The sequence below is a fragment of the Paenibacillus graminis genome, from assembly GCF_000758705.1.
Lineage (GTDB): Bacteria > Bacillota > Bacilli > Paenibacillales > Paenibacillaceae > Paenibacillus_AQ > Paenibacillus_AQ graminis.
Genome location: NZ_CP009287.1, coordinates 2,513,067 through 2,526,694 on the forward strand (window position 1 = coordinate 2,513,067; position 13,628 = coordinate 2,526,694).

The 13,628-nt window shown below is 51.2% G+C and carries 9 protein-coding genes; 5 read left to right on the forward strand and 4 right to left on the reverse strand.

Annotated elements, in window-relative coordinates; genetic code table 11:
• Positions 1-254: 254 nt before the first annotated feature.
• Positions 255-2,489, reverse strand: coding sequence for a helix-turn-helix domain-containing protein (locus PGRAT_RS10105; protein ID WP_025706292.1), 2,235 nt, complete (start codon positions 2,487-2,489; stop codon positions 255-257).
• Between the two features lie 202 nt (positions 2,490-2,691).
• Between PGRAT_RS10105 and PGRAT_RS10110 the strand changes: the two genes are divergently transcribed.
• Both PGRAT_RS10110 and PGRAT_RS10115 read left to right on the forward strand, forming a co-directional pair.
• Positions 2,692-4,257, forward strand: coding sequence for a glycoside hydrolase family 43 protein (locus tag PGRAT_RS10110; protein WP_025706291.1), 1,566 nt, complete (start codon positions 2,692-2,694; stop codon positions 4,255-4,257).
• Positions 4,258-4,275: 18 nt separating this feature from the next.
• Positions 4,276-5,730, forward strand: a complete 1,455-nt coding sequence (locus tag PGRAT_RS10115; RefSeq protein WP_025706290.1) for a glycoside hydrolase family 28 protein — start codon at positions 4,276-4,278, stop codon at positions 5,728-5,730.
• Positions 5,731-5,738: 8 nt separating this feature from the next.
• On the opposite strand, the gene PGRAT_RS10120 is transcribed toward PGRAT_RS10115, so the two are convergent.
• Entirely contained in the window at positions 5,739-6,623 is an 885-nt protein-coding gene (locus tag PGRAT_RS10120; RefSeq protein WP_025706289.1) for a helix-turn-helix transcriptional regulator, read from the reverse strand.
• Between the two features lie 73 nt (positions 6,624-6,696).
• Here PGRAT_RS10120 and PGRAT_RS10125 point away from each other — a divergent pair, with 73 nt between their 5' ends.
• The 3 genes from PGRAT_RS10125 to PGRAT_RS10135 are packed head-to-tail and all read left to right on the forward strand — an operon-like array spanning position 6,697 to position 9,800.
• Positions 6,697-7,587, forward strand: a complete 891-nt coding sequence (locus tag PGRAT_RS10125) for a pectinesterase family protein (protein ID WP_042266497.1) — start codon at positions 6,697-6,699, stop codon at positions 7,585-7,587.
• A gap of 17 nt (positions 7,588-7,604) precedes the next feature.
• Positions 7,605-8,627: an alpha/beta hydrolase family protein gene (locus PGRAT_RS10130; RefSeq protein WP_025704526.1), complete on the forward strand. Its 1,023-nt coding sequence runs from the start codon at positions 7,605-7,607 to the stop codon at positions 8,625-8,627.
• A 51-nt stretch (positions 8,628-8,678) separates the two neighbouring features.
• Positions 8,679-9,800 carry a glycoside hydrolase family 88/105 protein gene (locus PGRAT_RS10135; protein WP_025704525.1) on the forward strand — a complete coding sequence of 374 codons (1,122 nt, stop codon included), beginning with the start codon at positions 8,679-8,681 and terminating at the stop codon, positions 9,798-9,800.
• A gap of 91 nt (positions 9,801-9,891) precedes the next feature.
• On the opposite strand, the gene PGRAT_RS10140 is transcribed toward PGRAT_RS10135, so the two are convergent.
• A complete protein-coding gene (locus tag PGRAT_RS10140; protein ID WP_025704524.1) occupies positions 9,892-11,448 on the reverse strand; it encodes a recombinase family protein in 1,557 nt (518 codons plus the stop codon).
• 224 nt (positions 11,449-11,672) lie between these two features.
• Positions 11,673-13,466 carry a hybrid sensor histidine kinase/response regulator transcription factor gene (locus PGRAT_RS10145; RefSeq protein ID WP_025704523.1) on the reverse strand — a complete coding sequence of 598 codons (1,794 nt, stop codon included), beginning with the start codon at positions 13,464-13,466 and terminating at the stop codon, positions 11,673-11,675.
• Positions 13,467-13,628 lie beyond the last annotated feature (162 nt).

Consider the following 13,628-nt stretch of genomic DNA (forward strand, 5'->3'; position numbering starts at 1 on the left):
AAAATCATAAATCGGCCAAGGATGTAAACGCTATCATAATAAACGGAAAAAAGTTAAAAAAGCGGGAAAGAGCAGGTTAAAAAAACGAAAAAGATATCACTTTTTTGTTCTTTAGGCATGTAAAAGCCCTCTTTATGGGGGAATTCCACAGAATATGCGAGGTGAAGGTGTAACATTAAAAGTGACAAAAGGGGATGTCCCCGGCTGTAAAAATGCTGCCGGGACATCCCCTTCGTTCCTTGCTTATGGGTCAATCAGGACGATTCCTGTTGCTGCAGAATATGATTCATTCTCCATTTGGAGGGTGTAACCCCAAAACGCTTCTTAAACTGGGTTGTAAAATAGGTACTGCTATTGTAGCCTACTTTCTCGGCAATTTCCCGGATATCTAAGCCAAGCTCAGTGACTAATAACATCTGTGCCTGCTCCAGGCGCAGCAGGTTGACGAAATCGGGAAAGCTGCAGTTTACTTCGTCGGCAATCAGCCTGCTGAGATAAGCGGGGCTTAGCGACAGCTTGTCGGCAAGCGCATTAAGGGATAGCCTGGAGTCGTCATAATGATCTCTGATATAACAAATGGCTTCTACAGCAATGCTCTTGGTCTGTACAGCCCTCATCCCCGCAATTCGCTCAAGGGCGGTGTAACAGCTATCGACAATCCAATGCAGCAGCTTGTCATAGCTTTGGATCTGCCAGATGCGCTGGTAATTATCGAGAAAGCCGGATTGCTGAACGTCCGCATTAAGCTCGGCCGTGCGGCTGAGCTCAAAGGCCAGTCTCGACAAGGCGATAGTGGCAGACTCGGCGCGGTAACTGCAGGCTACTGCCAGCAATCGTTCCACCGCCTGCGGAATATGGCCCGAAAGCTCCGTCTGCCTAACGGCTTGCAGCACCGGTTCAAGGGCGCTGTCAGGCATGGGGCTGCTGTTGAGATGAATGGTATCATCCGCAAAGATGATGTTCTGCTGCACATGGAATTTAATATACTGCAGGCTGTCCGCAGCTTCATTATATTTAGCCCTCAGCAGGTTCAAATCATCCGTCAGCCCGCTGATGCCTAAGGCGCAGCAGACACCCGAATCCTGAAGCTGGGCTGCAATGCCTTCCCATTTGCCGCGGAACAAGGCGTAATCGTCGAAGCTGCCGCTTCTCAGCTCGCTTAGAATAAGCACGGCAGTTCCCTGATGCGGACGGAAGGATTGAACCGCCGCAAGTTCGAAGAAGGCAAGTTCAACCTGCTTAATGCCCTCCCCGAAGGTCTGCCCGGAGCCTTCAGATTGTTCGGACTCCAGCAAAGTCAGTACGCATACACAAAACGCTCCTCCGGAGGCGGCTATGCTCATCAGCGGCGTACTGCTGTTCTCCGGTGCTCCCCGGGGGGACAGCAGCCACCGCATCAAGGCGCTGTCATCGCTTTCTTTCTTGAGCTGTTCCAGCTTCACGCCAATCTGCTCCAGTTCCTGGCTCACGGTATCGAAATCACCGCCTGTCTTCAGCACCTCTTCATTGCCGGATAGGTGAATGATATTGCCGAACAGCCGGCCAATCGGCTTATACATCTGCCGCGAGATTAGGTTAGCGGTTATGGAAGCGGCGATAATCAATGCTAAGCACAGACCGGTCATCAGATTGCGGGCATTGGAGATATCGCGGATGCTGTCCTTGTAGGAAGTCTCTGACACAAACCACAGCTTGTCCGCAGCAGAATATACATAGGTAATCAGCTGCGGCTCTCCGCTTCCCCTATAGACAAAGGAGCCTCTTTCCGAGGAGGAAGCTGCCACCTGCTTCAGCATGCCCTCTTCCAGCGGGGTGCCGGACAGTGCACTGTGCATGAGCACGGATGCGCTCCCGTCCAGCACCGCGTAACGGGTGGCTTCTCCTTCTTTTTGCGTGAACAGATTGTTCTGCAGCTTGCCCAGATTGACGGTCAGTGCTACCGCCCCGTTATATTCACTGTCTGCAAACGCCCGGTCATTATAGAACACGGTGAGCAGGGTGATTGGGGTACCGTTATTTAAGGTTGCTTCCCACAGAAACGGAGATTCAACAATCACATTATTCCGCATCCGCGAGAACAGCTCCAGCTTAGATTCCGGGCTTAGCGGCAGGTTCTCAAACATCGCAACGGGTTCTTTTACCCCCATGATGTAGGCGTTCTCCATATACTGGTTAACAACCAGCGCTCCGCGGATTTGGCTTAAGGCACTGTACAGCTGGTCGCTCCAGCTCGTGTCTCCGTTCATCATGAGGGCGTTGATGTTCGGGTTCCTATAGAAATCCATAGCGTAATTCTGGACAATCTCTTTATAGTTAATAAAAACGGTTTCAGTATTCACCAGCACATTCTGATTCGCCTTGTTGACATTATCTATCGTAATATTCCGGTACCAATAAAAGATCACAACGGCCAGTACAAGAATGCAGCAGACGGATATTGCGGTCAGGCTCATAAAAAAGCGGGTGTATAATCTCTTTCTTTTTCCCAAGCTGCTCACCCCTTAAAGGAAAATCCTATTACCCCCATTCTAGAGGGAAAAGCCATTCGCTGACAAGGAGTGAAATATCGGCAATATAGCATGAAAGTATAAAAACGAAGAAATAGAACATAGAAAATACAAGAAAGTTAAACTTATACAAACTATAATTGGTGGTGCTTACATTTGAATTGTTTTGAGGAGGATTACTGTAATGAGAACATTCCGCAATCCGGTGCTGCCGGGATTTTATCCTGACCCTTCCGCGATCCGCGTAGGCGAAGATTATTACCTTGTGACTTCAAGCTTTGAGTTTTTTCCGGGCGTTCCTATCTTCCACAGCAAGGATCTGGTCAACTGGCGCCAGCTCGGCCATGTCCTGGACCGTCCGTCCCAGCTCAATCTGGATCACGCTATCCCCTCCATGGGTATTTGGGCACCGACGCTCCGCTACCATGAAGGAGTCTTTTATATGATTACTACTTATGTTGATAATGACAAAAACCAGCACAATTTCTATGTGACAGCAACCGATCCGGCCGGAGACTGGTCTGACCCCGTATGGCTGGAAGATGCACCAGGCATTGATTCCTCGTTGTTCTTCGATGATGACGGTAAGGTGTATTATACTGGCAACCGGGTTCCGCCGGAAGGACAGGATTATCCGAAGCATATGGATATTTGGCTGCAGGAGATCGATCTTAGCCAAGGCAGGCTGATTGGTCCGAAGCATAGCATATGGCAAGGCGCCCTTAAGGTGGCTCATGCCCAGGAGGGCCCCCATATTTATAAAATCGGCGCCTGGTATTACGTCCTGATTGCCGAAGGCGGCACTGGGCATACTCATGCGATAACGATTGCCAGAAGCAAGAGTGTGACGGGTCCTTATGAGGGCCATAAAGCCAATCCGATTTTGACCCACCGACATCTCGGCAGAGCTTATCCCATCGTCAATGTTGGACATGGGGAGCTTGTGGAGACCCAGCACGGTGACTGGTGGATGTTCTGTCTGGCTTCGCGGACCTGCGGCGGCTATTACCGCAATTTGGGACGCGAAACCTTCCTGACACCGGTCATATGGGAGAATGAATGGCCGGTGGTCAACCCCGGCAAAGGCGTGCTCGAATGGGAGACGGCGGCTCCCGATTTGCCGGAGACCAAGTGGCCGGAGCTGCCTGCACGCGATGAGTTTACGGGCAGTGAGCTTGCGCTGATCTGGAATTTCCTGCGGACACCGCGGGGGGAATTCTGGAGTCTCACCGAGAAGCCTGGATTCCTCCGGCTTCATTTGAAGGCAGAGCGGCTCTCGGAGATTGCCAATCCATCCTATCTCGGCAGACGCCAGCAGCATTTGAGCTTCAGGGCGGCGGCTGACCTGACGTTTCGTCCCGCTGCTGAAGGGGAAGTTGCCGGACTGGTCCTCCTCCAGAATGCAGATTACCACTTCCGGTATGAATTGGGGCTGGAGGCAGGTCAACGTGTGCTGCAGTTGATCCAACGAATGGGCGGCAGCGAACAACTGCTGGTATCTGTTCCATATCCGCAGGATCAGGTGCAGCTTAAGGTGGAAGCCAGAGGACAAGAATACAGCTTCTATTACAGATCCTCTGAAGCCGCCAAGTGGACAGCCTACCTCGAACAGGCTGATGGCAGAGTGCTCAGCACCGATCTGGCCGGAGGTTTTACAGGAGCTTATATCGGGATGTACACAAGCTCCCAAGGCGCGAAGAGCGAAAACTATGCCGATTTTGACTGGTTCAGCTATGAAGGACTTGAATAACAGGGGAGGTAAAGTTCAATGAGCAGCAATCCGGTAACAATAACTTATCCGGTTCCAGAGCTTCCCCGGATTCCGGAACGGACTTTTGTAATCACGGACTATGGGGCAGAAGAAGGAGGACTTGCCCTGTGCACCCCCGCTATTCAGGCTGCACTGGACGCTTGCGCTGCCATGGGGGGCGGAAAGGTTGTCATTCCAACCGGTATCTGGCGCACGGGACCGCTTACTCTGCACAGCAGGATTCATCTGAGTGTAGACAAGGGGGCATTGGTGCAGTTTGACCCGGACTACACCTTATATCCGCTGCTCTCTTCCCATTACGAGGGGAATGCGGGCTGGCGCTGTCAGGCTCCGCTCGATGGTGAAGGCCTAAGCGATGTGGCAATCACCGGAGAGGGCATATTCGACGGCAGCGGCGAAGGCTGGCGTCCGGTCAAGCGGTTCAAGATGACGGAGAAGCAGTGGAACCACCTGACCGGATCCGGAGGTGTGCTTGATCCGCAGGGTGAAGCATGGTGGCCTTCCCGGGAAGCCATGGAGGGAGAAGACTTCTGCCGGAAGCTGCGGGACGAGGGAGAAACCGGCATGGAGGCGTTTCTTCCCGCCCGTGCATATCTGCGGCCAACGCTGCTTAGCCTCCGCAACTGCCGGCGGGTGCTGCTGGACGGGCCAACCTTTCAAAATTCACCTGCCTGGTGTCTTCATCCTATGGGCTGCGAGCAGATTACCGTGCGGAATGTTCAGGTACGTAATCCCTGGTATTCGCAGAACGGGGATGGCCTCGATTTGGAATCCTGCACTCATGCTCTAGTTGAGCACAGCAGCTTCGATGTAGGGGATGACGCCATCTGTCTCAAGTCGGGCAAGGATGAGGAAGGCCGTAAGCGGGGGATGCCCTGCCGGTATATTACCATCCGGAATTGCACGGTATATCACGGACATGGAGGAGTGGTGATCGGCAGCGAGATGTCCGGAGGGGTGCATGCAGTTCGGGTAAGCGACTGTCTGTTCATCGGCACGGACATTGGCCTGCGGTTCAAAAGCACCCGGGGAAGAGGCGGGGTGGTGGAGGATATTCTAATGGAGAACATCAACATGACCGGAATCATCCACGAGGCCGTATCCTTTCATATGTTCTATGCAGGGGTTGAAGGATCGGAAGGGTATGACGAGCAGGTATTTTCGGTTACAGAGGAAACTCCCCAGTTCCGGAAGATTACACTGAGGAACATTGTGTGCCATGGAGCGGCAACCGCGCTGCTCGTGAATGGGCTGCCGGAGATGCCGCTCGCTGATCTCACCATTGAGAAATTCCACGCAGTGAGTGAACGGGGAATTGTCCTGCGGTATGCCACGGGACTATCGCTGGACCGCATCTGGTTACAGAACGCGGAAATGCCGAAGATAACAGCGCATAGATGCAGCCGAGTCACACTCACCCATTCCGAAGATTTGAGCATTACTGAGAAATAAATTAATGGCTATTGATGATAAAAGTCCGTCTTGACCTTCCGCGAAGGATGTGACCTTGCTTCTTTCCGATATTGGAGCGGGGTCAGACCGGTTGACTTTTTGAATGTTTTATTGAAATGGGAGAGATGTTCAAATCCGACAGCGGAGGCGATCTCTTGAATTTTGCCTGCAGACCCGGCAAGCAGGCGTTCGGCTTCCCTTACGCGGACATGAACGATGTATTCCCGGAAGTGAAAACCTGTCAGCCTGTGAAATACCCGGCTCAAGTATGAAGGGCTAATGTAAAAATTATTCGCAGTCTCCTCCAGGGTAAGGGCTTCACGGTAGTGTTCGCGGATATAGGTGGCGACATCGGTTACCAGATGATGAAGCGGATGTCTGGTCCCGCCGGCCTGTGAGATGTTCTCTGAACGCTGGAGGAGAATCATCAGCTCGGTGAATAAAGTGATTACGCTGGTTTCGTAATAGGACCGCTGCAGCCGGCATTCTTCCAGTATCCGGTTCATCAGGCTTTCCGCTTCGTCCTGCTCGCGCAGGGTCAGCTTGAACAAACGGTACCCGCGGTCTTGAAACCAGATGGCTTCATTCCGCAGGGAAGGCGGCAGAAGGGCGGGATCATAATTAATCAGAATCCGTTCAAATTCGGCGACTTCAGAGCTTGCTGTGGAATGAATTTCCCGGCCGGGAATAAGAATAAGCTCTCCCTTATGAACCGTAATGACCCGGTCGTCCACAAAGTATACGCGCTCCCCCTGCATCAGATAGTACAGCTCGGTTAAATCGTGGCTGTGGGGACGCGGCATTGCGGTGATGCCTTTACGTTTCATATGCTGGATGCTGTAGCGGCCTTCTTCAATATGATATTTGTGATTGGGGCTGGTCAGGCTGGTCATAATTCTCCTCTTCTCTTACGAAGCGTTACGGTTATTATAGAATAAATACAGGTTCATAGGAAAGGAGCCGCAGATGTTAATTACAGTCTCTAAGAGTGTCGATGAAGGATTCAGCAGTCTACAGGCAGCGCTGGATTCCATTCCGCAGGAATATAAGGAAGCAGTAACGATTCGCATCAAACCCGGCATTTACGAGGAAAAGATTACAGTGAAACAGGGAACGCCTCCGGTTCTCCTGCTGGGGGAGGACACGAATTCCACCATCATCACCTGGTCAGACAACGCCCACACTTTAGGTCCGGACGGAGAGCCGCTTGGCACGTTCAAATCCGGCACCCTGAATGTATTTGCTGAGCATTTCACGGCTGAGAATCTGACCATCCGGAATGCATCCGGTCCCGGCACCGGTCAGGCGGTGGCTGCTTTTGTAGATGCAGGCTATGCCGTATTCCGGCGTGTACGCCTGCTGGGTGACCAGGATACTTTGTATACGGGGCAAGGGAAACAATATTATAACGAGTGCTGCATTGAAGGCGATGTGGATTATATTTTTGGCGCTGCTACGGCTTTGTTTGAACGCTGCCGGCTGCATAATAAGCGTTCCAGAGGATATATTACAGCCGCATCAACACCTGAAGGTGCACCGTTTGGGTATGTGTTCCTCGATTGTGAAATTACCAGCGGTGAAGGTGTAAGCGAAGTGTATCTTGGACGCCCTTGGCGGCCTTATGCCCATGTGGCCTTTATCCGCACTGTCATGGACAGTTCGATTATCGGGGAAGGCTGGCATAACTGGGGGCAGCCGGACAGGGAGGAGACCAGCCGCTATGAAGAGTATGGCAGCAGTGGCCCGGGGGCCAATCCTGAAGCCAGAGCTGCCTGGTCGCGGCAGCTGATTCCACAGGAAGCGGCGAAGTATAGGGTGCTGGCCGTGCTTGACGGCTGGCATCCCGAAGGCTATTAAGGGAAGGAGCACTTCGGATGGAGCCTCTGGAACAATACATGCAAAAACTGGCCGGCTCAACACAGCGCAATTCGGCTTTCAGCAAGGACCTCCCATTTCAGGAGTGGCGCGATGGACTTGCCGCAGCCTTTACGGAGCGGCTGGGCGGCTTTCCGGAAATAGCTGAGGAGCTGCAGCCGGTTCTTCTGGAACGTATAGTCTGCTCCGGGTATACCCGCGAACGTATAGAGATCACTACCTATGAAGGACTTCGCATGCCGCTGTATCTTCTGATCCCGGATCAGCCGCTAACTACCCCTGCCCCTGCCGTACTTGCCATTCATGGACATGGCTATGGAAGCCGGGAGATCGTCGGCTTGGATCCGGGCGGTGCGGAGCGGCTGGGAGATCCCGGGCTGCATAAGGACTTCGCCGTTTCACTGGCAGAACAGGGCTTTGTAGTAGCTGCACCGGAACTGCTCGGCTTTGGCGACAGACGTCTGGAAGAAGACCTGACCAGCGGCGAGCCTGGACGTAATTCCTGCTTCCGCCTGTCTTCGGCTCTGCTGATGGCCGGGAAGACGATGGCCGGTTACCGGATCTACGAAACCATGAGAGCTCTGGATTATTTGCAGACAAGGCATGAGGTGAAGGGCGAACGCATTGGAATTATGGGGATTTCCGGCGGCGGACTGGTGGCTGGCTTCACAGCTGCGCTTGACGAGCGGATCGCTTGTGCGGTCGTAAGCGGGTATGCCAATACCTTCGCGGACAGTATTCTGACGCGCAATCATTGCCTCGACAATTATATTCCGGGGATATTGCGGGAAGCGGAGATGCCTGATCTTCTAGGCCTCATTGCCCCGCGCGGCCTGTTCCTCGAATCGGGCGATGCCGATCATCTGTTTGGCCCGCGGGGAGCAAAAATTGCTTTAGCCCGGCTGGAGACTATTTACGGGGCAGCACATCATTCCGGGCAGGTTGAGGCGGACTTCTTCACCGGAGGTCATGAGATTCATGGTGAACCGGCCTTTGCCTGGCTGCGTAAGCAGCTTGCCTGAGCTTGAGATTGACTTAGATGGATGATTAACGAAGGAGGAATAAAAGTGTCTATAACTGAAGCAACAACCGTTCGCTGGTCCGGTAAAATCGCGGATACGATTCTTGGCAGATGCAATAAGCAGGGAGAGGATGAATATGTGCTGGAACGGTGGGCTTATGTTCCGGGCATGCTGCTGATGGCAATGGCCCGCGCGGGTGTCCAGCTCGGCCAGCCTGAGTATGTCTCCTATATGGAGCGGCATATGGACACATTCATTGGCGAAGACGGGTCCATTCGTACCTACAGGCTTGAAGAATACAACCTGGACCAGATTAATGAGGGGAAAAACCTGTTCTTGCTGTACCAGAAAACGGGAGAAGAACGGTATGCTAAAGCAGCCGATCTGCTGGCCGCACAGCTTATTGGGCATCCCCGCACCTCCGAAGGGGGATTGTGGCATAAGAAGGTGTATCCTTTCCAGATGTGGCTGGACGGGCTGTACATGGCATCGCCATTCCTGGCGGAATACGGCAAGGTCTTTCAGCGTCCTGAACTGATCGATGAAGCAGCGCATCAGCTGCTGCTGGTCGAGCGGCGGACCCGCGATCCGCGTACCGGTCTGCTCTACCATGGCTGGGATGAATCCAAAGAGCAGGAATGGGCTGACTCGTCTACCGGATTGTCCTCCCATTTCTGGAGCCGGGCGATGGGCTGGTATGCAATGGCTATGGTTGACTGTTTGGAGCATTTTCCGCTCACCCATCCGAAGCGGGGGACGGTCATCGGTATTTTTCAGCGGATGTGCGGTGCGCTTCTGGAGGTTCAAGACAAGGAGACCGGCCTTTGGTACCAGGTGCTGGATCAAGCGGGGCGAAAAGGCAATTATCTGGAAGCCTCCGGCTCCTGCATGTTTGTATATGCGATGGCCAAAGGGCTAAGACTGGGTTATCTGGAACCGTCTTTTAGCGAGGCGATGCTGAAAGGTTATGCAGGCATTATAGAGCATTTGACTAAAGAGGACGAACATGGTGTTCACTTGCATCACATCTGTCATGGGGCGGGTTTGAGCAAAGACCGTAATGGTTCATATGATTACTATATCTCTGAGGAGGTGCAGTCGGATGTGCCTATGGGAGTAGCTCCATTATTATTAGCTTCCCTTGAAGTGGAACGGTACCAGGCTGCCGGATAACGGTGGGCTGAAGCAAAAAAACAAGATCTGCTCAGAAGACAGACCGCCGGTTCTCAGCCAGCGGTCTGTCTTTATAAGAGAAAGTATGCCATTACAGACGCGGATACAAGAATACCTCAAATTGCTCTTTATACTGGCCAGTTCCCTTTTTATAAACGACTTTGTTCAGTACGGATTTCAATAACGCATTTCTGCTCATGGGATTGTCTGTCTGATAGTACGATTTAACCACTGATTCTGCAATAGGGATGATTTTGCTTCTTGCTTCTTTCCGGGTCAATTCCAGATCCAGCTCTCTTTGTACTTTGTTAATTCCCCAGGTTGTGGCTGTTATCCGCGTTGAGATATCCTGAGACCGTTCCATAAACACCTCTTCGGTATAAATTCCTCTTTCCAGAAAATCGAATAATTTTCCTCTCTGGTTCTCCAGCTCTTTTAATTCGTTTTGCAGTGAGGCCAGTGCCCGTTCTTTTAACCTGAGCCCGTTAAGTGGAGCCGGATGGTTTCTCTTTCCCCATTTAATCTTATAGTCGCTTAACCAAACCTCCAGCCCTTCGATAATCCGGGCCTCAACGGTATCATATCTGCTGCTGCGCGTAGAACAGCCGACTGTGCTGCAGCGAAAATGAGCCGGCTGTTTGGTGTACGACCGGTAAACCATGGTCATTCCGCACTCGGAGCACTTTACAAGTCCGGCCAGTGCCGAGGTCATGCGTGGTTTGCCATTCATATTGAATTGGTATGGGGAATGATGATGCTCTGAGAGCCTCCGGTTTGCCTTCAGAAAGGTTTCGCTGTCAATAATGGGTTCATGCTTTCCTTTGACATCAATCCATTCATCGCGGTTCCTATGGCGTGCAGAGCGGTGTGTGCTTCCGTCCTTGCTCTTCTTAACCTCTTTCTTCCCCCATTGAATTCTTCCAATATACACTTCATTTTTTAAAATAGTTAAGACAGAAGAAGCTGACCAGCTGCCGCCTTTATAAGAGGGGACCTTGAGCCGTTCCAATTCAGCTGCGATTTTATTTCCGCCTTTTTGTTGTCCGGGATCTTCATGGGTATACCAGGCGAAAATTTGTTTTACGATTTCAGCTTGTTCCGGATGGGGCTTCAAAGTACGGCCGCGGCCCTCCGGGAGATTCTCAATCAAGTATCCGAATGGTGGACGGGTACCTATAAAGTTACCTTCTTCCGCAGCACGCTTCCGGCCCCCCTGCATCCGGCGGGTAATGATTTTGAGTTCCTTACGGGCCATAAAGGCTTCAAATTCACTGTATTCCTCATCAAATTCATCCATCAGGTCATAGGTCTTACGCGGAGTTATAATCTTGGTCTTGGCTGAGCGGAACGTCTCCAGGATCAATCCTTGCTCCTGCATGTTGCCGCGTCCAAAACGGTCAATATCCATTACCAGGACAGCATCGTATTCACCGGATTCGACCTCTTGTAACAGCTGCAGCATTTCCGGGCGGTGGACTAAGGTTTCACCACTGACGATCTCTTCGCGGATACGAATGATATTTAATTGTAATTGCTTGGCAAGCTTGAGCAGGGCAGTCTTGTGCTTGGCCAGGGTTTCACCTTCACCGCGGCGTTCCGCATCTTCATCTGCTCTGGATTTTCGCAAGTATAGAGCTACATCCAACATGTACATCCCCTTTGGGTTAAAGGAAAATATTTATGGATGTATTATATGGGGCTGGGTATTAAAAAAACACTACATACTAACTTTCGAATAGGTTAAATTATGGTTGTTTTAGGAGTTGTTGTGACTAAATTCAAGGAGGTGCTTCTGAAAAAGGTTGAGTCGGGTGACGTTACTGCTCGCCGCTGTTTCATGTTAAAGCCAGTCAACTATATCGTGAGTGCCATCTACACGATATTCTCCGTTCTCGCCAGTTCTATCGCTTCTTCGCGGTTGTTGACGTTGAGCTTTGAGTAGAGAATCGAGCAGTAATTGCGGATCGTGCCCTCCGATAAAAATAACTTGGCGGCGATCGACTTGTAGCGCAGTCCGCCCGACAGATGTTCCAGAATCTCCATCTCGCGTTTCGTTAGGCCATACGGGTAGTTTTCCTGACTTGAACCTATCTTTTCCAACTGCTCACGTTGACGTTTCATCTCTTCGAAAACCCGTGTAGCAACCGATTGGTCGATCCAGGTTCCACCGTTATAAATAAGTTTCAAGGCTTCCTTCATCTCCCGCGGATGAATCGACTTTAGCATGTATCCTTCTGCTCCGCGCTCTAATGCAGATGCTGCCTGTAAGGAATCCTCAAACGTCGTCATGAACACAACCTTCATATCAGGCCAGCGTTGTTTTATCTCGAGTAATGTCTCAAGCCCGTCAATTCCCTGCATACGAAAATCCATTAGCACAATATCCGGCCGGGAACGCTCACAATGCTCTAATGCTTCCCGTCCGTTCCCTGCCGTACCAATGACGTTAAAATCAACATGCTGATCCAAAATTTGCTTCAAACTGTCGGTAATGATGACCTGATCATCAGCGATCAGCAAGCGGATCGCGTCATGTACAGGCTCGGTCAGCAACGGAATATTACATATGACGAAAGTACCTTGTCCTGGTCCGGAATGCATGGACAGCGTGCCGTGAAGTAGTTCAATCCTTTCCTTCATCCCATTCAGCTCAAATCCAAATTGGGTTTCTTCCATTCCGATGCCGTTATCTTCGATCTGTAACCGGATCTGCTGACTATCGAAAAGCAGCTGAACGGATATCATGCTCGCCTGTCCGTACCGAACCGCGTTGGTTAGAGACTCTTGAAGGCAGCGATGTAAGCAAAAGTTTATTTTTTGCATCACAAGTGTCTCACTGCCGATCATACGGAATTTAACCGTTGTTCCCGTCGATTTCATGAATTCTTCAGTTAATTGCCGCAGCGACTCACTTAACGAATGGCTGAGCGGAACTTGAGAGAGCTGGTGCAGATGCTTACGGATATCATCCATACTGTGCTGGGCGATACCGACAAGCGAATCGATCTTCTCGATCTGCGAATGCGGTACGGACGATCGCAGCGATTCGACACCGACGATGAGCGAGGTAAGCGAATGGCCAATCGTGTCATGCAGCTCATGTGACATCCGGCTGCGCTCCTCCAGAAGCGTAAGCTCCTCTATCCGCTTAATATGCTGCTCCAGTAATTGCTTCTGCTCTTGAATAATTCGGGCTTGCTGATGGGACTGAATTAAGATATTGAACGCAAAGCCGATAGCAAAACCTAGGCTGCAGCTAAAGATAAACTCAAACGGGAGACGATCTGCGATCCAACCGTTCATTACCGGGAATACGATTCCGCAGAGGATCCCTGTCCACACATAAGTTGTTCGGCTGCTCGACAAGCCGATCGTTATCACAAGCAAAACAAAAGACCATAGCAGTTCCGGAGCTGTGTAGGCTATATAAAGATAAAAAGACCCCGTTGCCGTGACTTCGACAGCGAGATACCTAGCTTCTTTTCGATAGCGGACGATGAATGGAACGAGGTAAACGACGAGAGCAAAAGAAATTACAATCCAAAGCGACCCAGCGATCAAGGACGAATCGACAAAACCAGCGCTTGCGATAATGAACAGCCAAATTGTTCGAGTGGCCACAAGTATCCAATCATACCAGAACCATTTTTTCATGATAGAGAACACGGATTATGTTCACCTGCTTGTATGTTTATGATAATCAATTTCCGATTGATTCAGACCCTTATCATGCACCATTACCTCCTTATTCGTCAAGCGAGAGAGGGGGGACGGTTAGAACTTGGCTGTAGCAAGAATGTCATATGAGACATTGACAATTTGTCATAC